The following is a 22,178-nucleotide window of genomic DNA, read 5'->3' as shown; positions in this document are numbered from 1 at the left end:
ACACTGTCTGCCGTGCAAGTTTTCGAGACAAGACCTCCCGAAACGCCCAGCCAGCGGGCAATTGATGCTACTGAAAAAGTAGCAATCGACCGCACGCGCAGGCGTACTTTGGGCTTGCTTGCGGGAACATTGGCGGCGCCTTCCGTGGTCCTCGCGCGGGTCCGCCCGTTGCGCATCGGGGTCATCGGTTCCTGGTCAGGTTCTTATGCGGGCGGCGGGCGGCAGTTCGATGCGGGCATGTCGGTCTGGCTGGCCGCGCACAACCAGCAGATCGCGGGCCGGCCCGTCGAATTGCTGCGCCGCGACGTGCCGGGCAGCGCGCCCGAGCAGGCGCGTCGCAATGCGCAGGAGCTCGTGGAGAACGAGCGCGTCGATCTGCTCGCCGGCCTGGACTTCAGCTCCAACGCCTACGCCGTCGGCACCGTCGCCGTGCAGGCGAAGCTGCCGCTGGTGGTGATGAATGCGGCGTCCTCGGGGATCACGGCGCGCTGCCCTTATGCCGTGCGGCTGTCGTTCACCATCGCCCAGGTCACGCTGCCGCTCGCGCGCTGGGCGCTGCAGCAGGGGCTGCGCGACGTCTGCACCGTGGTGGCTGACTACGCCTCGGGCGTCGATGCCGAAAGCACCTTCGTCGCGGGCATCACCGCCGGCGGCGGGCAGGTCGGCGCGATGCTGCGGGTGCCGCTCAACACGCTCGACTACTCGGCCTACATGCTGCGGCTGCGCGAGTTGAAGCCCCAGGCGGTGTTCTTCTTCCTGCCCTCGGGGCAGATGCCCGCGACGTTCCTGAAGTTCTGGCGCGACCGCGGCATGGCCGACACCGGCATCCGGCTGCTCGCGACCGGCGACGCCACCGACGACCATTACCTCGAAGGCGTCGGCGAACTGGCCGACGGGCTCGTGACCAGCCACCACTACTCGTTCGCGCATGAATCGCCGGCCAACCGCCGCTTCGCCGGCGTCTTCGAGACGGAATACGGCAGCCACCTGCGGCCGGGCTATTTCGCGGTGGCGGCGCACGATGCGCTTGCGGCCATCGATGCGGCGATGAGCTCGCCCTCGGCGCGCGGCTCCCTCAGTGGGGAGCGGCTGGTCGATGCCTTCCGCGGCCTGAAGTTCGAGAGCCCGCGCGGTCCGATCGAGATCGATGCCCACACGCGCGACATCGTGCAGACCGTCTACATCCGCCGCACCGAGCGGCGCGAGGGGCGCTGGGTCAACCAGGAGTTCGAGCGATTCGAGCGCGTGCGCGACCCGGGCGTTTGAGCCCGGGGCCAGTGTTCACGGCTGCTGTTCGATCACCCGCGGCCGGCCGTTGTCGTCGATCGCCACATAGGTGAACGTCGCCTGCGTCACCTTGATGTACTCGCCCTGCGCCCGGAAGCGCTCGGCGAACACCTCTACCGTCACCGTGACCGAAGTGCGCCCGATGCGCACCAGCTTCGAATAGAACGAGAGGATGTCGCCCAGCCGCACCGGCTGCTTGAAGATGAACTCGTTGACCGCCACCGTGGCCTGCCGCCCCTTGGCATAGCGCGCCGGAATCACCGAGCCGGCCAGGTCGCACTGCGCCATGACCCAGCCGCCGAAGATGTCGCCGTTGGCATTGCAGTCGGCCGGCATCGGGATGACCTTGAGTACCAGCTCCATGTCGGTGGGCAGGCTTTTGAGGGTCGCTGCGGCGGCAGCACTGGAAGTATCTGACATGGGCACAATCTGGCAACAAACAACAACCACGATTGTCCCTCATGCGCCGCAGCGGCGAAGCCCTTCCCCCTTCCCATACCGTCTCCGGCCATCCACCGGCGAAAAGCGACCGCTCCGACTGGGCGACGCTGCGCCGGCTCTTTCCCTACCTCTGGCAATACAAGTGGCGCGTGATGGCCGCGCTCGCGTTCATGGTGGGCGCGAAAGTGGCCAACGTGGGCGTGCCGGTGCTGCTGAAGAACCTCATCGACACGATGACGCCCAAGCCGGACATGGCGCAGGCGCTGCTCATCGTGCCGATCGGGCTGCTGCTGGCCTACGGGTTGCTGCGCTTCTCGACCGCGCTCTTCGGCGAACTGCGCGAGCTGATCTTCGCCAAGGCCACCGAGGGCACGGCGCGGCAGATCGCGCTGGAGGTCTTCGGCCACCTGCATTCGCTGAGCCTGCGTTTTCACCTGGAGCGCCAGACCGGGGGCATGACCCGCGACATCGAGCGCGGCACGCGCGGCGTGCACTCGCTCATCTCGATGTCGCTCTACAGCATCGTGCCCACCATCATCGAGCTGGTGCTGGTGCTCACGATCCTGGGCGTGAAGTTCGATTCGCTGTTCGTCTGGATCACCGCGGCGGCACTGGTGCTCTACATCGCCTTCACGGTGACGGTGACCGAGTGGCGCACCCAGTTCCGCAAGACCATGAACGAGCTCGATTCGATGGCCCAGAGCCGCGCGGTCGATTCGCTCCTGAACTACGAAACCGTCAAGTACTTCAACAACGAGGAGTTCGAGGCCAAGCGCTACGACGCGAGCCTGGACCGCTACCGCAAGGCGGCCATCAAGAGCCAGCGCACGCTGAGCATGCTCAACATCGGGCAGCAGTTGCTGATCGCGATCAGCCTGGTGCTGATGCTGTGGCGCGCCACCTCGGGCGTGGTCGAAGGGCGCATGACGCTGGGCGACCTGGTGATGGTCAACGCCTTCATGATCCAGCTCTACATTCCGCTCAACTTCCTGGGCGTGATCTACCGCGAGATCAAGCAGAGCCTGACCGACCTGGACAAGATGTTCGTGCTGATGGAGAAGGAGCGCGAGGTGCGCGATGCGCCCGATGCGCAGCCCCTGGCCGGCATCGATTCCACCATCCGCTTCGAGGACGTGAACTTTGCCTACGAACCCGCGCGGCCGATCCTCAAGCATGTGAGCTTCGAGATTCCAGCCGGCAAGACGGTGGCGGTGGTCGGGCCGTCGGGGTCGGGCAAGTCCACGCTGGCTCGGCTGCTCTACCGTTTCTACGACGTGCAGCAGGGCCGCATCACCATCGGCGGCGAAGACATTCGCGAGGTCACCCAGTCGAGCGTGCGCCGGGCCATCGGCATCGTGCCGCAGGACACGGTGCTCTTCAACGACACGGTCGAATACAACATCGCGTACGGCCGCCCCGGTGCAACGCGCGAAGAGGTCGAAGGCGCAGCGCGGGCTGCACGCATCCACGACTTCATCTCGGCCACGCCCATGGGCTACGAAACGACGGTGGGCGAGCGCGGCCTCAAGCTCTCGGGAGGCGAGAAGCAGCGCGTGGCCATCGCGCGCACGCTCCTGAAGAATCCGCCGATCGTGATCTTCGACGAGGCCACCTCGGCGCTGGATTCGGCTAACGAGCGCGCCATTCAGTCGGAGCTCAAGAGCGCTGCGCAGGACAAGACCACGCTGGTGATCGCGCACCGCCTGTCGACCGTGGTCGATGCGCACGAGATCCTCGTGCTCGAATCCGGCGTGATCGTCGAGCGCGGCACGCACGCCGAGCTGCTCGCCAAGCAAGGCCGCTATGCCCAGATGTGGGCTTTGCAGAAGAGCGAAGCGGCGCCTCTGCTCTAGCCCGATCATTCAACCCTTTTCCTCTACTCGATCCAGGAGTTCAGACGTGTCGACCAAGATTCCCCTGCTGGTGCTCAACAGCCTCTCGAGCGCCCACCAGGCCCAGCTTGCAGAGGTCTACGACGTGACCTACGCCTTCGACCCCGCCGCACGCGCGGCCGCCATCGCCGAGCGCGGCAAGGCATTCCGCGCGGTGCTCACCATCGGCGTGATCGGCGTCACCCCCGAGGAAATCGCGGCGATGCCGGCGCTCGAGCTGATCTGCTGCCTGGGCGCGGGCTACGAATGCGTGCCGCTCGAGGTGACGCGCGCCCGCGGCATCGTGACCGCCAACGGCGCCGGCACCAACGACGACTGCGTGGCCGACCACGCCTTCGGCCTTCTGATCGGCGTCGTGCGCGAGCTCCGCAAGCTCGACCGGCTGTGCCGCGAAGGCGTGTGGCGCGAGGCCATTCCGCAGCCGCCGAACGTGTCGGGCAAGAAGCTGGGCATCCTGGGGCTCGGCACCATCGGCCAGAAGATCGCCAAGCGCGCGGCGGCGTTCGACATGGAAATCGGCTATCACAACCGGAAGCCGCGCGAAGGCGCGACGCACCGCTACTTCGACGACCTGAAGTCGCTCGCCGCCTGGGCCGACTTCCTGGTGCTCGCCGCGCCGGGCGGCCCGGCGACCAAGCACCTGGTCAATGCCGAGGTGCTCGATGCGCTCGGGCCGCAGGGCTACCTGGTGAGCATCGGCCGCGGCAGCGTGGTAGATACCGAGGCGCTGGGTGCGGCGCTGCGCGAGAACCGCATCGCGGGCGCGGGTGTCGATGTCTACGAGAGCGAACCCAAGCGGCCGGAGCCGCTCGTGGGTCTCGACAACGTCCTGCTGACGCCGCACATGGCGGGCTGGTCGCCCGAGGCGACGCAGAAGTCGGTGGATCACTTCCTCGCGAATGCCGAAGGGCACTTCGCGGGGCGTGGCGTACTGACGCCGATCTAGGCAGCCAGCGCCGAAGGGCGCCGCGCGCCCCAGCCGCAGGCCTGGTCATACGCATGCCCGAGCCGCAGCACGTCGAGGTCGGCATGGATCGGCCCGGCGAGCTGCAGCCCCATCGGCAAACCGCCTTCGCCGAAGCCGGCGCGCACATTCAACGTCGGCAGTCCCGCCAGCGTGAACGGCGTGACGATCTCCATCCAGCGGTGATACGTATCGCTCTTCACCCCGCCCACTTCGGCAGGCCAGTACAGCTCGGCATCGAATGGAAAGACCTGCGCGGTCGGCGCCACGACGAAATCGAAGCGCTCGAAGAGTTTCAGGAACGCGCGGTACACGTTCGAGCGATAGAGCGACGCCTGGTACAGCGACGCCGCATCCAGGTGCCGGCTCTGCTCGATTTCCCATTGCGCCTCGGGCTTCAACTGCGCGAACAGCTTCGGATCGCTCAGGTACGCGCCGAGCTTGCCGCCGACCAGCAGTTGCCGCAGCCGCAGCCACGCGCTCCAGTTGTGCTCGCGCGGCACGTCGAGCGTGCAGGGTTCGACCTCGCAGCCGATGGTGCGGAAGGTGTCGAGCGCCTTCTCGCCGAGTTCGCGGATGCCGGGCGCGAGCGGCAGCTCGGGCCAGATGCTGCCGAGCCAGCCGATGCGCAGGCCCTTGCCGTCGCCATCGAGCGAGAGTTCGTCGGGCGAGGGCAGGGCATGCGGCGACGACAGCGGCACGCGCCCGTCGAAACCCGATTGCACCGCGAGCAGCCGCGCCGTGTCTTCCACCGTGCGCGCCATCGGCCCTTCGCAACCCAGTTGCTGGAAGAACAGCTCCTGCTCCGGATCGCCGGGCACGCGGCCGCGCGAGGGACGCATGCCGATCACGTTGTTGAAGGCGGCGGGGTTGCGCAGCGATCCCATCATGTCGCTGCCGTCGGCCACCGGCAGCATGCCCAGGGCCAGCGCCACGGCCGCGCCGCCGCTGCTGCCGCCCGCGCTGCGCTCGGGCGCATAGGCGTTGCGGGTGATGCCGAACACGGTGTTGTAGGTGTGAGAGCCGAGGCCGAACTCGGGCGTGTTGGTCTTGCCGATGACGATGGCGCCGGCCGCGCGCATGCGGGCGACGTGCAGGCTGTCGGTGCGCGCAGGCGAGCGCGGCGACAGGGGCGAGCCCATGGAGGTCGGCAGCCCTGCGGCATGGCTCAGGTCCTTCACCGCGAGCGGAAAGCCGTGCATCCAGCCGCGCCGTTCGCCGCGTGCCAGTTCGGCATCGCGCTCGCTCGCTTCGGCCAGCAGTTGCTGCGGTTCACGCAGCGAGACGATGGCATTGAAGCGCGGGTTCAGCGCCTCGATGCGGGCCAGCGAGGCCTGCATGAGTTCGTGGCAGGACACCTCGCGCGCTGCGATGCGGCGCGAGAGTTCGGTGGCGCTGAGGGCGAGCAGGTCGTCTGAAGGCATGGCGGATGCGGGTAAAGGAGGAGGCGCCCAGTATGGCGCGGCGCTCGCATAATCGTCACTCATGGAAACAAAGTGGCTTGAAGACTTCATCAGCTTGGCGGAGACCCGCAGCTTCAGCCGCTCGGCCCAGTTGAGGCACGTGACGCAGCCGGCGTTCTCCCGCCGCATCCAGGCGCTCGAAGGCTGGGCCGGCACCGACCTCGTCGATCGCAGCTCCTACCCCACGCGGCTCACGCCCGCGGGCCAGACGCTCTATAGCCAGGCCATCGAGATGCTGCAGTCGCTGCAGAGCACCCGGGCCATGCTGCGCGGCCACTCGGCCGCCGGGCAGGACGTGATCGAGATCGCCGTGCCGCATACGCTGGCCTTCACCTTCTTCCCCTCGTGGGTGACCAGCCTGCGCGAGCACTTCGGGCCGATCAAGAGCCGGCTCATCGCGCTCAACGTGCACGACGCGGTGCTGCGGCTGGTCGAGGGCAGTTGCGATTTGCTGATCGCCTACCACCACCCCTCGCAGCCGCTGCAGCTGGACAACAACAAGTACGAGATGGTGAGCCTCGGCGAGGAAACCGTGGCCCCCTGGGTCAAGGCCGATGCCGACGGCGCCCCGCGCTTCCGGCTGCCGGGCCGCCCGGGCCAACCGCTCCCTTACCTGGGCTATGCGCCCGGCGCCTACCTGGGCCGCGTGGTCGACCAACTGCTCAAGGAGTCGGGCACGGCCATCCACCTGGACCGCGTCTACGAGACCGACATGGCCGAGGGCCTGAAGGTGATGGCGCTCGAAGGCCATGGCATCGCCTTCCTGCCGCAGAGCGCGGTGCGCAAGGAGATCAAGGCCCGCAAACTCGTGAGCGCGCTACCGCCCGAGATCGACAGCCTGGAGGCGACGATGGAAATCCGCGCCTACCGCGAGAAGCCGAGCGCCCCGGTGCCCGTGAAGACCGGCAATGGCCGGTCTGCCAAGGTGGCGGCGGTGTCCGAAGGCATCCAGCCCAAGCGAACGGCCGACGCGCTCTGGTCGTACCTTGTCGGCACCCAGCCGGCCACCCTCTGACACCGGATTTGTGCGCCGCACAATCTATAAATGCCGTGCATGGGGCCCCCCGGATTCAGCATTGGCGCCATGAGCACTGGGGTACTACAGTCGCGGCAGTTTTTCACTGCTGTCACAGCATCCTTCTCCGGCACGCGCCACTCGCGTGCTTTTTTTTAAGCCGAGGAACCCCGTATGAACTCCAATTTCAGGACTGAACACGACTTCCTCGGCGAGAAGCAGATTCCTGCTGCCGCCTATTGGGGCGTGCACACGGCGCGCGCCGTCGAGAACTTCGCTATCTCCGGCACCCGCATCTCGGCCATGCCCGACCTCGTGCGCGCGCTGGCCTTCGTGAAGAAGGCCGCGACCCGCGCCAACGCCGACCTGGGCGCCATCGACCGCGACCGCGCCGCCGCGATCATCCTGGCCTGCGAGGACATCATCGAAGGCAAGCTGCTCGACGAGTTCGTGGTCGATGTGATTCAGGGCGGCGCTGGCACCTCGACCAACATGAACGCGAACGAGGTGATCTGCAACCTCGCGCTCGAAAAACTCGGCCACGAGAAGGCGCGCTACGACGTGCTGCACCCCAACGACCACGTCAACGCCTCGCAGAGCACCAACGATGTGTACCCGACGGCGGTGCGCCTGGCGCTGTGGTTCGCGATCGGCAAGCTGCTCGAAGCCATGGCCGCGCTGCGCCGCAGCTTCGAGGCCAAGGCGCTCGAGTTCAAGGACATCCTGAAAATCGGCCGCACCCAGCTGCAGGACGCGGTGCCGATGACGCTGGGCCAGGAGTTCCTGACCTACGCGATCATGATCGGCGAGGACGAGGCGCGGCTGGGCGAGGCCCGCTCGCTCATCGAGGAAATCAACCTCGGCGCCACCGCGATCGGCACCGGCATCAACGCGCCGCACGGCTATGCCAACCTCGCCTGCCAGTACCTGGCCGAGCAGACCGGCGTGCCGCTCAAGCAGGCCGCCAACCTCATCGAGGCCACGCAGGACACGGGCGCCTTCGTGCAGCTCTCGGGTGTGTTGAAGCGCGTGGCCACCAAGCTCAGCAAGACCTGCAACGACCTGCGCCTGCTCTCCAGCGGCCCGCAGGCCGGCTTCGGCGAGATCCGGCTGCCCGCGCGGCAGGCGGGCTCCTCGATCATGCCGGGCAAGGTCAACCCGGTGATTCCGGAAGTCATGAACCAGGTGGCCTTCGAAGTCATCGGCAACGACATCACCGTGACGATGGCATCGGAGGCTGGCCAACTGCAGCTCAACGCCTTCGAGCCGATCATGGGCTGGAGCCTGTTCAAGAGCATCAAGCACCTGGGCAACGCCTGCAACACGCTGCAGCTGAACTGCGTCGACGGCATCGAGGCCAACCGGGAGTTCCTGGCCAAGCGGGTGCGCGAATCGGTCACGCTGGTCACTGCGCTCAATCCGCTCATCGGCTACGAGAAGGCGGCGCTCATCGCCAAGACGGCGCTCGCCACGGGCGGGCCCATCGACCTGGTGGCGGAGTCGCTCGGGATCATGACGCGCGCCGAAATGGAGGCGCTGCTGGTGCCCGAGAACCTGACCCAGCCGGTGCGCCTGTCCGCCGCACCGGTCCCGCCGGCTGCCGAGCCTTCGGGCACAAAGGCTGCTTAGTGAAAGTCGGACAATGCCAGGAGGCAGGATCGCACCAGGCTGGCGCTGCAATGCGCGCGGCCGGTGCAAGACATGCGGGGATGCCCCCCGGATGCACCGGGTTGGTCCGGGTATCACGCAAAATATGTATGTCTAGAATTTAGTTGTATCTGTTTCAGTCACCCTCAGGAGTTTTCTGTATGAAAAAACAAGCAATGGCATTGGCAATCGCAGCGTTCGCCACAAGCGGCGCCTTCGCTCAGGCCAATGACACCCTGGCCAAGATCAAGGCCTCGGGCGTTATCACCGAAGGCGTGCGTGAATCCTCGGGCCTGTCGTACACGCTGGGCAACGGCCAGTACACCGGCTTCCACTACGACGTCTGCGCCAACATCATCAAGGACCTCGAGAAGGCCGCTGGCAAGAAGCTCGAAGTCAAGTTCCAGCCCGTCACCTCGCAGAACCGCATTCCCCTCGTGCAGAACGGCACCGTGGACATCGAGTGCGGCTCGACCACCAACAACGCCACCCGCCAGAAGGACGTGGCTTTCGGCGTGACCACCTACGTCGAAGAAACCAAGATCGTCGTCAAGGCCAACTCGGGCATCAACTCGCTGGCCGACCTGAAGGACAAGACGGTCGCCACCACCACCGGCACCACGCCGCTGCAGACCGTGCGCAAGCAAAAGCGCGCCGAGAACCTGAGCTTCAAGGAGGTCTACGGCAAGGACCACTCCGACAGCTTCCTGCTGCTGGAAACAGGCCGTGCCGACGCCTTCGTGATGGACGGTTCCATCCTGGCCGCGCTCGCCGCCAAGTCGAAGTCGCCCAAGGACTACAAGATCCTGCCGGACGTGCTGGCCGTGGAACCCATCGGCATCATGATCCGCAAGGACGACCCGGCCTTCAAGAAGGCCGTGGACGACAGCATCAAGGCACAGGCCAAGTCGGGCGAGCTCGCCAAGCTCTATGACAAGTGGTTCCTGAAGCCGATTCCCCCGGCCAATGTCGTGATCAACCTGCCGCTGGGCGAAGCCACCAAGAACGCGTGGGCCAACCCGAACGACAAGCCCGCGGAAGAGTACGTCACCAAGGAATAAGCGCGCGTCGCTGCGTGAATGACGCCCACCTTTCGCGGTGGGCGTTTCTTTTCAAGGGACGGTTTTGTCGAAGACGGTGAAGGAGTAAGAAATGGGAAACTGGGATTGGCAGGTGTTCCTGCAGGACCCGGGGGGGGACTATCCGACCTACTGGCAGTGGATGCTCTCGGCCTGGGGCTGGACGGTGTCGGTGGCGCTGCTGGCGCTGGTCGTGGCGCTGGTGCTGGGCTCGTTGATCGGCATCATCCGCACGCTGCCCGACAGCCCATGGCTGGTGCGGTTCGGCAATGCATGGGTGGAGCTCTTTCGCAACATCCCGCTGCTGGTGCAGATCTTCCTCTGGTACCACGTGATTCCGGCGCTCATACCCGTGATGAAGGGCGTGCCGAGCTTCATCCTGGTGGTGCTGGCGCTGGGCTTCTTCACCTCGGCGCGTATCGCCGAGCAGGTGCGCTCAGGCATCCAGGCGCTGCCCAAGGGCCAGCGCTATGCGGGCATGGCGGTGGGCTTCACCACCACGCAGTACTACCGCTACGTGATCCTGCCAATGGCCTACCGCATCATCATCCCGCCGCTCACGAGCGAGACGATGAACATCTTCAAGAACTCGTCCGTCGCGTTCGCCGTGTCGGTCACCGAGCTCACCATGTTCGCCATGCAGGCGCAGGAAGAAACCTCGCGCGGCATCGAGGTCTACCTCGCGGTGACGGCGTGCTACGTGGTGTCGGCCCTGGCCATCAACCGGCTCATGGCGTTCATCGAGAAGAAGACCCGCGTGCCGGGCTTCATCGTCTCGGCCAGCGCTGGCGGCGGAGGTCATTGACATGATGAATCTCGACCTGTCGTTCTACAACTGGGACGTCATCAGCAACTTCGTCATCAAGGGCTTCTACTTCAGCATCATGCTGACGGTGGTGGCCACGATCGGCGGCGTGATCTTCGGCACGATCCTCGCGCTCATGCGGCTGTCGGGCAAGAAGTGGCTCGATACGCCCGCCGCCATCTACGTCAACGGCATGCGCAGCATTCCGCTGGTGATGGTGATCCTGTGGTTCTTCCTGCTCGTGCCGGCGTCGTTCTATTCGCTGTTCGGTTCGCTCGGTTCGAACTACCGCTCCGAAATCTCGGCCGTGATCACCTTCGTCGCGTTCGAGGCTGCGTACTTCTCCGAGATCATGCGGGCCGGCATCCAGTCGATCCCGCGCGGCCAGGTGAATGCGGGCCAGGCGGTGGGCATGACCTACGGCCAGAACATGCGCCTGGTGGTGCTGCCGCAGGCGTTCCGCAACATGCTGCCGGTGCTGCTCACGCAGACCATCATCCTGTTCCAGGACACCTCGCTGGTGTATGCCATCGGTGCCTACGACATGCTCAAGGGCTTCGAGACCGCCGGCAAGAACTTCGGCCGCCCGATCGAGGCCTACCTGCTCGCAGCCGTCGTGTACTTCGTCATGTGTTATGCCTTGTCGTGGCTCGTGAAGCGCCTCCACAAGAAGATCGCCATCATTCGCTGAGTGGCTGAACCGGAGAGAAAGAAATGTCCGAAAAAATGATCGAAATCAAGAACGTCTCCAAGTGGTATGGCCCGGTGCAGGTGCTCAACGACTGCTCGGTGAACATCTCCAAGGGCGACGTGGTGGTGGTGTGCGGCCCGTCGGGTTCCGGCAAGTCCACGCTCATCAAGACCGTGAACGCGCTCGAGCCCTTCCAGAAGGGCGAGATCACTGTCAACGGCATCCCGCTGCACGACCCCAAGACCAACCTGCCCAAGCTGCGCTCCAAGGTCGGCATGGTGTTTCAGCACTTCGAGCTGTTCCCGCACCTGTCGGTGACCGAGAACCTCACGATCGCGCAGATCAAGGTGCTGGGCCGCACGCCCGACGAAGCCAAGACCCGCGGCCTGAAGATGCTCGACCGCGTGGGCCTGATGGCGCACAAGGACAAGTTCCCGGGCCAGCTCTCGGGCGGCCAGCAGCAGCGCGTGGCGATTGCCCGTGCGCTGTCGATGGACCCGATCGTGATGCTGTTCGACGAACCCACCTCGGCGCTCGACCCCGAGATGGTCGGCGAAGTGCTCGACGTGATGGTGAGCCTGGCCAAGGAAGGCATGACCATGATGGTGGTCACGCACGAAATGGCCTTCGCCCGCAAGGTCGCGAGCCGTGTGATCTTCATCGACGTGGGCGGCAAGATCCTGGAAGACTGCGCGAAGGACGAGTTCTTCAATCACCCTGAGAACCGTCAGCCGCGCACGAAGGACTTCCTGAACAAGATCCTGCAGCACTGATCGATTCGCTGCTGCGGCGCAAAGACAAAAGCCACGCTGTTCCGCAGCGTGGCTTTTTTCATGGGGCCGGCAAGGCCTTGTCGAAGAAGGCCGGAACCCTGCTATCCCGCCGCCACGATCACATGCGCCTGGATCTTGCCGGCCACCGGGCCCTGTTCGCCATGGCGGCTGGCGATCGCCTCCGTCGCGCGCTCCGTTGCGAGCTGAAGCAAGCTGGCGTCGCGTGTCTCGATTTCGTTGCGCAGCGGCGTCCCCTGGCAATAGGCGGTGGCAACGTCGCGCGCCGAGGGGGCGCGACTCAGCTTCTCGTGCGTCTCGATGCCGATGTCGGTGAACCCTGCGCGGCTCAAGTCCTCGCGTATCAGTGCGGTGTCGTGATAACCGTGCGGCGTGCGGGCCAGGAATCGCGGAGGGTCCTGCGGAAATACCGTGGCGACGGCGTTGGTGACGTCGTCGGCAAAGGCGTTCTCCTCGATACGGTCCCAGACACTGAAGACAAGGCGCCCGCCCGGCTTCAGCACACGGCGCGCCTCGGCGTAGCCAGCCACTCGATTGGGGAAAAACATCGCGCCGAACTGGCAGCAAACGACATCGAACGAGGCATCTTCGAACGGCAGGGCGAGCGCGTCGGCCTGCCGCCACTCGATACGGCTATCGGCCCCTTGCCGGGTGGCGGCGTAGTCGAGCATGGGCTGGTTGAGGTCGGTCACCACGTAGCGCGCGCCGGCGCCGAGTCTGGGGGCAAGCGCCCGCGTGACCACGCCGCTGCCTGCCGCCGTTTCAAGCACCGAGCCAGGCGAGAAGGCGGCAACAAGTGCGGCCATGTCGGTGGCATAGGCCTCGAAGATCAGGGGGACCATCAGCGTGTCGTAGAACTTCGGGATCGAACCCGCGAACACCTTGTCGCTTTCAGCCATGAGAGCTCCTCGAAAGCTCTGAAATGGCGTGTTGGATCACCTGCTGCAGAGCGGGGCGGGCCTCCCCAACGAGTCCGCCGCGTGTTGGGCTTGGGCGACGGTGCGCTATGGTGCGCCGCGCCGACCACTCGAGTCAACGTCGCCCTGGGGCGGTGCCGCTCAAGGCAAGCGAGAAATGCGCTGCGTCAGCAGATCGAAGAACCCTTGCGCATCGCCTTCGGCGATCCAGTTGACGTTGGCGGGGCGCTTCAGGCCGCCGTACCAGTCCGTCACCGTCTGGCCGAAGCCGATGCCTTCGCGGCTGTCGACCTCCACGTTCACCTGCTTGCCCTTGAAGAGCGAGGGCTGCAGCAGGTAGGCGATGACAGTGGCGTCGTGCACCGGCCCGCCGGGCAGGCCGTAGTACTGCATGTCGTGCTGCACGTAGGCATCGAGGATGTCGGCCACCGTCTTGCCCGCCTGGTTGCCGATGCCGCGCAGCTTGGCGATGCGCTCGGGGCTCGTGAGGATCTTGTGCGTCACGTCCAGCGGCAGCATGGTGATCGGCACGCCGCTTTTCAGCACGATCTCGGCCGCATGTGGATCGGCGAACACGTTGAACTCTGCCGTCGGCGTGATGTTGCCGCCATTGAAGTGCGCGCCACCCATCAGCACCAGCTCGCGCAGGCCGCGCACGATGTCCGGGGCTTGCGTGAGCGCCAGCGCGAGGTTGGTCTCTGGCCCGAGCATCGCGAGCGTCACGCTCTTCTCGGGTGCGGCGCGCAACGTGCGGATCAGGTAGTCGACGGCGTTGCCATCGGCCAGCGGCTGCTTCGGCTCGAACACCTTCACGCCCGTGATGCCCTCGCTGCCGTGAATGTCGGCCGCATAGATCGGTGTGCGCAGCAGGGGACGCGGCGCGCCGGCGTAGACGGGGATGTCAGGTCGCTTGGCCCACTCGCGCGCGAGGCGCGCATTGCGCGAAGTCTTCGCGAGCGGCACGTTGCCGGCCACCGTGGTCAGCGCCTGAATCTTCAGCGTCTCGGGCGATGCCATCGCGAACAGCAACGCGATCACGTCATCGGCACCGGGGTCGGTGTCGATGATGAGCGTGTGCACCGTATTGGCGTCGGCGGCGTGCGCTGCGGTCGGGGCGATGCTGGTGGTCATCAAGAGGGCGAGTCCCGCGAGAAGGAACGAGGAAAGATCGGCTTTCCAACGCGAAGAGAGAGGCATGAATGGGCTTCCTTGAAGCGCGAAAAACGCGCGGTGAAAACCAGTCTGCCAGAGCATTTCGCGTCGGCGGCATGAAATCGAAGGCGGGTTTTTGGCGTCTGCCGCGGGGCATCGGACGATCCGCAAACCAAGGATTTCTCCCGCCATTTTCGTTGCAGTTGAAAGTGCGCAACCGGCAAAGAAAAAGCCCCGCAAGCGGGGCCTTGGTGCGGCCATCGAAGGCCTTGCGGTGTTGTGAAAACGCTGCTTACTTCTTGCGCGCGGCAATCGCCTTCTCGGCCTGCGCCACCAGATCAGCACCGACCGTCGACTTCCACTTGTCGTACACCGGGCGCGTCGCCTTCACGAAGGCTTCGCGCTCGGCCGGCGTGAGGCTGGTCACCGTCACGCCCATGGCGGCGATGTCTTTCAGCACCGGCTTGTCGGCTTCCACGAGGCCCTTGCGCGCGATCGCGATTTCCTGCTTGCCCGCATCGATGGCGGCCTGGCGCACGATGGCCTGGTCGGCCGGGGTCCATGAGGCCCAGATTTCCTTGTTCACCACGAACACCAGCGGGTCGGCCACATAGCCCCAGGTGGTCACGAACTTCTGGCCCACCGTGTGCATCTTGAGCACGGTGAAGAGGAAGAGCGGGTTCTCTTGTCCATCGACCGCGCCGCTCGCGAGCGCGGGCTGCGCATCGGCCCAGCTCATCTGCGTGGGGTTGGCGCCGAGCGCGGTGAACATGTCCGAATAGATCGGCGAACCGACCACGCGGATCTTCATGCCCTTCATGTCCTCTGGCGACTTGATCGGCTTCTTCGAATTGGTGATCTCGCGGTAGCCGTTCTCGCCCCACGCGAGCGGCACCACGCCGGCCTTGTCGAGGGTCTTGAACATTTCCTTGCCCACGTCGCCCTGCGTGAGCGCATCGATGGCCGCGTAGTCGGGCATGAGGAAAGGCATCGAGAACAGGTTGAGCTGCTTGACCTGCGGCGACCAGTTGATGGTCGAGCCCACGGCCATGTCGATCACGCCCTGGCGCAGCGCGCTGAACTCGCGCGTCTGGTCGCCTTGAATGAGCGACACGCCCGGGTACAGCTTGATGTTGATGCGGCCCTGAGTGCGCTCCTTCACGAGGTCGGCCCAGATCTTTCCGGCCTGGCCCCAAGGCGTGGGCGGGCCGAGCACGAGCGACATCTTGTACTCGGGCTTGTAGGCGGCCTGCGCCATGGCGCCGGTCGAGAAGAGGCCGAGCGTGGCGGCGACAGCGGCGAGGCCCAGCAGGGTGCGGCGGAATTTCATGGAAGGTCTCCTCTTTGTAGATGGAACGAAATGTGGAACAAAAAAATCAGTAGCCCAGCTTGCGCGGCAGCCAGAGCGCCAGTTCGGGGAATGCGATGACCAGCACCATCACCACGAACATCGAGAACAGCATCCAGCCGACCCAGCGCACGGTCTCTTCCATGCGCACCTTGGCGATGCGGCACGAGACCATGAGGTTCACCGCAAGCGGCGGCGTGAACTGGCCGAGCGCGACCTTGAGCGTGAGGATCACGCCGAACCACACCGGGTCCCACTTGTAGTACTGCACGATCGGCAGAAGCAGCGGCACGAAGATCAGGAAGATCGACACGCCATCGAGGAACATGCCCACGGTGATGAGCAGCAGAATCAGCAGCGCGAGGATGCCGTACTCGCCCAGCCCCGAATTCACGATGGCCCGCGTCACCGGATCGATGATGCCCAGCGTCGAGAGCGAGTACGCGAAGATGCCCGCGAGCGACACCACCAGCAGGATCACCGCCGAGAGCTCGCCCGATTCGCGCAAGATGACGAACAGGTCGCGCACCTTGATCGTCCGGTGGATGCACATGCCCACGAAGAGGCCGTAGAACACCGCCACCACCGCCGCTTCGGTCGGCGTGAACCAGCCGGCGCGCATGCCGCCGAGGATCAGCACCGGCGCCGCAAGGCCCCAGATCGCTTCGCGAAAGCTCTTCCAGAACGGCGGGCGCGGCAGCGTCGCCTCGAGCGCGCCCATCTTGTGCTTGCGGGCCAGCCACACGGCCGGGATCATCAGCGCGAGGCCGGCCATGATGCCGGGGATCATGCCGGCCGCGAACAGCGCCGGCACCGAGGCGCCCGGCACCAGCACCGAGTACACGATGAACGCGACCGACGGCGGAATCAGGATGTCGGTGGCCGCCGCGGCGCCCACCACGCTGGCCGAGAACGCGGCCGGGTAGCCGGCGCGCGACATGGCCGCGATCATCACCGCGCCCACGGCGGCAGCGTTGGCCGGGCCCGAGCCCGAGATGCCGCCGAGGAACATCGCCACCGCAATCGCCACCAGCGGCAGCATGCCGGGGCCGCGCCCGACGATGGCAACCGCGAAGTTCACCAGCCGCAGCGCCACGCCCGAGCGGTCGAAGATCGAGCCGACCAGCACGAACATCGGAATGGCCAGCAGCGGGTATTTGCCCAGGCCCGCATAGAAGTTCTGCGGCACAGCCAGGAGGCCGAACCACTGGGCGTCGCTGTTGGCGAGCGCGATGCAGGCGGCGCCCGCCAGGCCGAGCGCGGCGCCGATGGGCACGCCCACCAGCATCATCAGCACGAAGGCGACGAAGAGCAGGGTGGCGATCACTTGGCGTTGCCTTTTTGGCCGATGTCGTCGGACGCGTAGTTCGTCTTGCGCCCGCGCCGGACCATGAGGCCGATGGCCCGCCCCGCGATGGCGAAGGACACGATCGGCAGCCAGATCGAATACCACCAGGCCGGCAGCCCGATGCCGGGCGTGGTTTCCTCGAAGCGGTAGTCGTCCCACACCATGCGGATGCTGAGCGTACCGATCAGGCCGAAGAGGATCGCGATCATCAGCGCGCCGAACTGCGCAAGGCGCTTGCGCCGCGCCATCGAGCCGCTCTCGGAGAAGTACTCGATGCGGATGTGCCGGTCGCGCGCCACCGCGGCCGAGCCCGCCACCAGCGCCAGCATGATCATGAGGAACACCGAGAACTCCTCGGTCCAGGCAAAGGACGAGCTGGTGAAGTAGCGCACCAGCACGTTGGCGAATGTGATGAGCGCCAGCGCGCCCATGATGATGACGGTGAGCCAGTCTTCGATGGCGAGCGGAACCTTGGTGGGTTCGTCGGCGGCTTCGATGTCGGGGGGGAGGGGACTGGCGGCGTCCAGCGTGGGGCCGGACTCGGGAGGAGTTGTCATCGCAGAAAGGGCAGGTGAGGCACGCCATGTCACCGGGCGGACGCCGGGACGCGGTCCGTACACCTCGACAGGGGAGAGCAGCCGCCGATGCTAGAGGGTCGATGACCATTCATGCATCGGGGGTTTCCTTAGCTGGGCTCTTCCTTTCGGGGCTTGTGTAAGGCACTTCCGGGGTGTGTGCACAGGCCGCCGGGCACTCCCCTCCGCGAATGTCCCCCGCCCTTCGGGCTCCTCCTTTATTTCGCGGAGGGGAGTACCCGACGGCCTGTGCACGGTGAGTGCGGGGGTGAGGTTGGCGGTTCGACCGCTGTGGCGGATTGCAGATGGACGTGCGGGGGCGTACTACTGAGCTTTCGTGAGAGACGGGCGGTGAACAAGCAGAAGTCCGAAGGCTTGGTGTCGGTTGCGCTCGACATTGGCACGACTACGCTCAATGTTCGCTTCAGATTGGTTGCGGACGCTCACGCGTGGAGCCCGAAGGGCAAGGATGGGCCCGAAGCGGTCATCGATTTTTCTCTGAAGCGGCCGTTCTTTTGGCGACTTACTCAGCCAGCCCTTGCCTCCGCAACATGTCCAAAACAGCCACATCCTGCGCTCCATACTTGCTTGCGGTTCGTGCAGCAAGAACTACTGAATCGAACTGCGAGCCATCTAGGAACCAACTCAGGGCGATACCAAAGCCCGAAGCTCCGAAGTCGAGCTTCTGCCAATCGAAAGCAGAGAGCTTGTCGCGTCTCACGAGTACCTGCGTCTCCATGTTTCGCTTCACTTTGTGACCAGGCAATGCCTCGAATGTGATACCGCCGGGGAACTTTGCTTTCGAGATATCGAGCGCCCAATCCACGCCTTCATAGTACGTTTTGACGGCGAGATCCCAAGCCTCTTGCTGAGCGGGTGTCGCAATCGTTCCCGCTGCTACTCTTCTGTTAATTTTCAGCCCACCCATATGCCCGGCGAGCTCGACTTGGTTGAATACACATCCCCATAGAAACAGTGGGTTAGAACCAAGTCGTTTGAGACCGCTGACTGAAATTCGCTCAAGCCGCGAAGTGAGGACGTCGCAGTTGATATGCGACACATCAGCTAGGTTCACATTAGAGAAAAGGGTGAAATCTCCCGGCACCGACGAAAGAGGAACGTAGCCCGAGTCGAACACCACCCGGTTGATGCTCAAATCTGAAAAGCCGCTCGTCGAGCGCCCGCCTATGGTCATATCGGAAATCTGGTTCATAGGCCGTGTTGAATTTGGTCCACCGTTGTCCGGTCTTGGCCGCATTCTGCCTTCGGTCACTGCTTCGTAGGACAGGCATGTTCGAGCCACATCGCCTCGAACGCTTCCTCTGTGATGGCTACGACTTCGAATTGCGGGTCTTGGTTGATTTCGTCCAGCGAAGGTACGGCGCCGATGCCGAGACGCGTTCGCGGAGTTTCGCGGTCGCTATCCGCAGCATCGACCGTTCCATCTGGGAAGAACTCCAGCTTGCGCAGCTCGCAGCGGTCTTCGCCAAGTTCAGAAACCAATCGGACAGGGTCCTCGTTGTCTTCGTGCTTCCAGAGCACGTCGATGAACTGCTTGGTTGGGTTCACTGTGAGTTGATGTTGAACGACTGGTTGTGGCCGCGTGGAGTCAGTGTAGTGGCGGCCGGCCCATGACCGCCGCATCCACCTCTTCCAGGAAGTCGCTCAGCCTGCGCGGGCAGGCGGAGTCCACGAAGGCTCGCGCGACCTCGAACGGGTCCAGCATCGTTCCGCTGTTCGGCATCCGGGGAAAACGTCCAACCACGTACCTGGCGAAGTACCTTGACCCCTTCACGTCGTTCACGTACCAGCAACCCTGGTGCTTCTGGACGAAGAACTCGCCGACGAAGTACGCAACCCGCGTAAGCAGCCAGGTCCGGTCGTCTTCATCCGCCGGGGCGAGGTCGCGCAGCGCCGTCTCCACGTGCGGGGCAAACTGCTGGGCATGGTTGAGGACTTCGTGAGCAGGACCAATTCCGAGGCGGTCGACGAAATCGACCAAGGCCGGTAGCAGGCCCTTGTAGAAGTCCTCCAGCTCCGCCCGCCGTCGCTCCAAAACCTCGTCTTGGTCTCGCATCAGGTTACCCTTGTCAATGTCTGGTTCTGGCCGACTGTAGTCGGTCGCCGGTTCGGAGTTTGGGCACCTACCGGTGCTAAGTTCGCTCCAAACGAACCATTGCCAGTCAATGTGTAGATGCAGCGCCGGGAGCATTTTCAAGAAGCCGCCGCCAGCGCACCTCATCCTCTTCCGGTGCACTTAATTCCTGAACCAACGCCGCGAAAGAATAGCGCTGGCTGACCACCAACGGCGGCCCACCGACGTCTGCCATCAGAACCAAGGGGCCAGTCGCGGCAGACAGGTCGCGCAGAATCGCAATGATGAGCGCTGACTCCCCCTTCTCGAAACTGATTTCCGTTGTCAAGTCGGCATCCCCTTTCGGCTCCGCATGAAGCAGCGTCCACCACTCGCCATCCTGCCCCTCGGTGATGTCGGCATCCCATCTCTTGCCGGGCCCGTTTTCCGTGTATCGAATGCGAAATCCCCGAAGAGCACGCAGAGTTTTGACAACCTCTTCACGGGTTGGCCATCGAGAGGACGCATCTGGGAAAGCGATGTCTTGCGACCTCAGCCACTCTTTCATATCGGAGTCGAGCGGCCAGACCGTGTACAGAATACCCATGGGTCAAATTGCAGGTTGATGAAGGTCGGTGTCGGATGTCAGCTTCTGGCCGATAGGACCTATTCGCACGAGCCCTTCGGAATGTCGGCAATCGCTGCATAGCAGCCATCAGCAGACCAACGTCGAACGCTCGCAACGGATCGAATGTGTAATTCACAGACTAACGCAGCAGACATTTGGTCAGCTTTGACCAGGCGCCAAGCAAATTAGGGTAGATAAAGCCTCCGTCCACAGTTAGCTGAAATCGCGCAGCGACGGAGGCTCTGGTTGCTATCGAGCGGCGGTGGCCAGAGTGGCTGAACTCCTATCTGTCTCGGATCAGTAGGCACCCATGTAGTCGCGCTTGCCGATCTCAATACCGTTGTGGCGCAAGATGGCATAGGTGGTGGTCACGTGGAAGAAAAACTGCGGCAGTCCATAGTTCAGAAGATATGCGCCTGCGGTCAGCTTCTTTTCCTTGGGGGTGCCGGGGCGCAATACGATCTCGCGGCTCTCGCTTGAATCGAATTGCTCAGACTTGAAGGAGCCGATATGGGCCAAGGCTTTGACGATCAACGCTTGCAGGTCGGCGAAGCTGACCTCAGTGTCGGGCCAGGACGGCACCTCGGCACCAGCCAGGCGGGAGGCAATGCCCTTGGAGAAGTCTGCGGCAATCTGTACCTGGCGTACCAGCGGAAACATGTCAGGGAACAGCCGCGCCTGCAGCAGCGCATTGGGATCGATATTTTTTTGGGTCGCGTGGTCTTCGGCCTTCTTGAGCACGTCGGACAGGGCGCGCAGCATCTGCTGCATGACGGGAACGGAGGCGTTGTACAGCGGGCTGGTCATGGTGAGTTCACTTCTAAAATTGGGCGCGATGGCCGGAGTTGGCGTGGCAGAAGGCCTGCCGACCATGCGAGGCTAACAGCACAGGGCGAACTGAATCGCCCCGGCTTTTGTGGCCAGCTTTTCTTCCCGCTGGTAGTCGGAGCAGCCGTGTCGAAGGGCAATTCACCAGCAAGAAGCGGACGTCAATTGCAGATGCACGACAGACCGCGATCGCTGCACAGCTGTCCTTCGCGTACGCACGCTTCAGATTGACTGTCTACTGCCGTTCGACACCAGGCAGCGAAACGGCGCGGATGGGCCCGTAGCTGAGCTGAAGTTAACCTGCAGCCAACAAACATAAGCGTCGAAGGGTTCTGGAGCCCTTCATATTCAAAACCTACCCCCGCTTGCTCGAGATGCCGACCTTTCGTCATGGATAAATTCTTGCTGCAACAGCAGGTGCTGGAACGGCTCGCCGAAGACCTGCTGCAAGCCGAGCAGGCAGTGCGGGCGGCCCATGAAACGGCGACTCACGAAGAGAACGTCGCCGAAAACAAATACGACACCTTGGGACTCGAAGCCGCCTACCTGGCCACCGGCCAAGCTCGGCGCGCCGAAGCGATCCGCCAGGCGATGGCCAATTGGCGCCAATTCCGCCCGCGTCCCTACGACGCCAGCAAAGGCATACAGCTCGGCGCACTGGTCTGCCTGGTCGATTCCGACGACAAGCAGCAACAGCTTTTCCTCGGTCCGAATGGGGGCAGCATGACGTTGGTCAGCGGCGCTCAGCTCGTTCAGGTCATCAGCAGCGAAGCACCGTTGGGCAGGGCCGTGCTGGGCAAATGCGAGGGTGATGAGGTGTCGATACAGGTGGCTCTGACCCGACGGCAGTTTGAGGTGCTGTGGGTTCATTGAGCCGCAAGCCTCAACCGAACCGAATTCCCTGCACCACGAAGGCTTCAGTCGGGCTGCAACAACTGCAGCCCGCAGACCAGCCGCTAACCGCCAGTCTCAAGCGCCTCACGTCGCGCCATCTCGCTCACCTGAAACAGCTCCCCAGCCTTGCGAGCCAGTTCAGCCGCAAGCCAAAGCAGGTTGTCCAGTTGTCGAGGCCCATCACCGCTGCACCAGTCGATGTCTTCCCCATGGCAGACCCACAGGAGCGCTTCGAGTTGAGAGAGGGTGTTTTCGAGAAGATCCGCCGGGTCTTGGGCGCTGTCTTCGGAAGCTACCGGCGTGCGAGGCCGGGCTATAGTCTTGGTAGCCATTTTTGTG

Annotated in this window: 23 protein-coding genes; 10 read left to right on the top strand and 13 right to left on the bottom strand. The window is 64.3% G+C overall.

Annotated elements, in window-relative coordinates:
• Positions 1-108 precede the first annotated feature (108 nt).
• Entirely contained in the window at positions 109-1,266 is a 1,158-nt protein-coding gene (locus QFZ83_RS24260) for an ABC transporter substrate-binding protein (protein ID WP_373424100.1), read from the top strand.
• 15 nt (positions 1,267-1,281) lie between these two features.
• Here QFZ83_RS24260 and QFZ83_RS24255 read toward each other — a convergent pair whose 3' ends face one another.
• Complete coding sequence (locus QFZ83_RS24255) at positions 1,282-1,707, bottom strand: acyl-CoA thioesterase (protein ID WP_007834091.1); 426 nt, start codon at positions 1,705-1,707, stop codon at positions 1,282-1,284.
• 41 nt (positions 1,708-1,748) lie between these two features.
• Between QFZ83_RS24255 and QFZ83_RS24250 the strand changes: the two genes are divergently transcribed.
• Together QFZ83_RS24250 and QFZ83_RS24245 are read left to right on the top strand one after the other, a co-directional pair.
• Positions 1,749-3,581 carry an ABC transporter ATP-binding protein/permease gene (locus tag QFZ83_RS24250; RefSeq protein ID WP_307510715.1) on the top strand — a complete coding sequence of 611 codons (1,833 nt, stop codon included), beginning with the start codon at positions 1,749-1,751 and terminating at the stop codon, positions 3,579-3,581.
• A 46-nt stretch (positions 3,582-3,627) separates the two neighbouring features.
• Entirely contained in the window at positions 3,628-4,566 is a 939-nt protein-coding gene (locus tag QFZ83_RS24245) for a 2-hydroxyacid dehydrogenase (RefSeq protein ID WP_307510713.1), read from the top strand.
• On the opposite strand, the gene QFZ83_RS24240 is transcribed toward QFZ83_RS24245, so the two are convergent.
• The gene (locus QFZ83_RS24240) at positions 4,563-6,008 is read right to left on the bottom strand and encodes an amidase (protein ID WP_307510711.1); all 1,446 of its coding nucleotides are present in this window, start codon (positions 6,006-6,008) and stop codon (positions 4,563-4,565) included. The two genes, QFZ83_RS24245 and QFZ83_RS24240, sit on opposite strands and share 4 nt — an antisense overlap.
• 61 nt (positions 6,009-6,069) lie before the next feature.
• Here QFZ83_RS24240 and QFZ83_RS24235 point away from each other — a divergent pair, with 61 nt between their 5' ends.
• The 6 genes from QFZ83_RS24235 to QFZ83_RS24210 all read left to right on the top strand — a co-directional run bounded on the left by QFZ83_RS24235 (position 6,070) and on the right by QFZ83_RS24210 (position 12,057).
• Positions 6,070-7,062: a LysR substrate-binding domain-containing protein gene (locus QFZ83_RS24235; protein ID WP_306880495.1), complete on the top strand. Its 993-nt coding sequence runs from the start codon at positions 6,070-6,072 to the stop codon at positions 7,060-7,062.
• 174 nt (positions 7,063-7,236) lie between these two features.
• Complete coding sequence (locus QFZ83_RS24230) at positions 7,237-8,691, top strand: aspartate ammonia-lyase (protein WP_307510709.1); 1,455 nt, start codon at positions 7,237-7,239, stop codon at positions 8,689-8,691.
• A gap of 179 nt (positions 8,692-8,870) precedes the next feature.
• Positions 8,871-9,770 carry an amino acid ABC transporter substrate-binding protein gene (locus QFZ83_RS24225; RefSeq protein WP_013539315.1) on the top strand — a complete coding sequence of 300 codons (900 nt, stop codon included), beginning with the start codon at positions 8,871-8,873 and terminating at the stop codon, positions 9,768-9,770.
• Between the two features lie 91 nt (positions 9,771-9,861).
• A complete protein-coding gene (locus QFZ83_RS24220) occupies positions 9,862-10,593 on the top strand; it encodes an amino acid ABC transporter permease (protein WP_093441603.1) in 732 nt (243 codons plus the stop codon).
• Position 10,594: 1 nt separating this feature from the next.
• Positions 10,595-11,284, top strand: coding sequence for an amino acid ABC transporter permease (locus QFZ83_RS24215; RefSeq protein WP_013539317.1), 690 nt, complete (start codon positions 10,595-10,597; stop codon positions 11,282-11,284).
• 35 nt (positions 11,285-11,319) lie between these two features.
• Entirely contained in the window at positions 11,320-12,057 is a 738-nt protein-coding gene (locus QFZ83_RS24210; RefSeq protein ID WP_041942767.1) for an amino acid ABC transporter ATP-binding protein, read from the top strand.
• 101 nt (positions 12,058-12,158) lie between these two features.
• Here the strand turns inward: QFZ83_RS24210 and QFZ83_RS24205 are convergent, their stop codons facing one another.
• The 10 genes from QFZ83_RS24205 to QFZ83_RS24160 all read right to left on the bottom strand — a co-directional run bounded on the left by QFZ83_RS24205 (position 12,159) and on the right by QFZ83_RS24160 (position 20,924).
• Entirely contained in the window at positions 12,159-12,974 is an 816-nt protein-coding gene (locus QFZ83_RS24205; RefSeq protein WP_307510707.1) for a class I SAM-dependent methyltransferase, read from the bottom strand.
• Between the two features lie 159 nt (positions 12,975-13,133).
• Positions 13,134-14,189, bottom strand: coding sequence for a nucleoside hydrolase (locus QFZ83_RS24200; protein WP_307510705.1), 1,056 nt, complete (start codon positions 14,187-14,189; stop codon positions 13,134-13,136).
• 247 nt (positions 14,190-14,436) lie between these two features.
• Complete coding sequence (locus QFZ83_RS24195) at positions 14,437-15,474, bottom strand: DctP family TRAP transporter solute-binding subunit (protein WP_307510704.1); 1,038 nt, start codon at positions 15,472-15,474, stop codon at positions 14,437-14,439.
• A gap of 46 nt (positions 15,475-15,520) precedes the next feature.
• Complete coding sequence (locus QFZ83_RS24190) at positions 15,521-16,819, bottom strand: TRAP transporter large permease (protein WP_013539321.1); 1,299 nt, start codon at positions 16,817-16,819, stop codon at positions 15,521-15,523.
• Positions 16,816-17,397: a TRAP transporter small permease gene (locus QFZ83_RS24185; RefSeq protein ID WP_307510702.1), complete on the bottom strand. Its 582-nt coding sequence runs from the start codon at positions 17,395-17,397 to the stop codon at positions 16,816-16,818. The genes QFZ83_RS24190 and QFZ83_RS24185 overlap by 4 nt, the downstream gene beginning before the upstream one ends.
• 541 nt (positions 17,398-17,938) lie before the next feature.
• Complete coding sequence (locus QFZ83_RS24180; protein ID WP_307510700.1) at positions 17,939-18,628, bottom strand: hypothetical protein; 690 nt, start codon at positions 18,626-18,628, stop codon at positions 17,939-17,941.
• 56 nt (positions 18,629-18,684) lie between these two features.
• A complete protein-coding gene (locus QFZ83_RS24175; RefSeq protein WP_307510699.1) occupies positions 18,685-18,984 on the bottom strand; it encodes a hypothetical protein in 300 nt (99 codons plus the stop codon).
• A gap of 40 nt (positions 18,985-19,024) precedes the next feature.
• On the bottom strand, positions 19,025-19,492 hold the full coding sequence (locus QFZ83_RS24170) for a hypothetical protein (protein WP_307510698.1): 468 nt from the start codon (positions 19,490-19,492) through the stop codon (positions 19,025-19,027).
• Between the two features lie 106 nt (positions 19,493-19,598).
• Positions 19,599-20,096 (bottom strand): Ish1 domain-containing protein, encoded by a 498-nt coding sequence (locus tag QFZ83_RS24165; RefSeq protein ID WP_307510697.1) that lies wholly within the window; start codon positions 20,094-20,096, stop codon positions 19,599-19,601.
• 318 nt (positions 20,097-20,414) lie between these two features.
• Positions 20,415-20,924, bottom strand: a complete 510-nt coding sequence (locus QFZ83_RS24160; RefSeq protein ID WP_307510696.1) for a DUF1993 family protein — start codon at positions 20,922-20,924, stop codon at positions 20,415-20,417.
• Between the two features lie 411 nt (positions 20,925-21,335).
• On the opposite strand from QFZ83_RS24160, the gene QFZ83_RS24155 reads away from it, so the two are divergent.
• Positions 21,336-21,818 carry a GreA/GreB family elongation factor gene (locus tag QFZ83_RS24155; protein ID WP_307510694.1) on the top strand — a complete coding sequence of 161 codons (483 nt, stop codon included), beginning with the start codon at positions 21,336-21,338 and terminating at the stop codon, positions 21,816-21,818.
• Between the two features lie 83 nt (positions 21,819-21,901).
• Here the strand turns inward: QFZ83_RS24155 and QFZ83_RS24150 are convergent, their stop codons facing one another.
• The gene (locus tag QFZ83_RS24150; RefSeq protein WP_307510692.1) at positions 21,902-22,171 is read right to left on the bottom strand and encodes a hypothetical protein; all 270 of its coding nucleotides are present in this window, start codon (positions 22,169-22,171) and stop codon (positions 21,902-21,904) included.
• Positions 22,172-22,178: the final 7 nt, after the last annotated feature.

It is taken from the genome of Variovorax sp. W1I1, from assembly GCF_030815625.1.
GTDB lineage: Bacteria > Pseudomonadota > Gammaproteobacteria > Burkholderiales > Burkholderiaceae_C > Variovorax > Variovorax paradoxus_C.
Note: the sequence above shows the minus strand (reverse complement) of the source record. Positions and strands in the feature narration are given on the sequence as shown.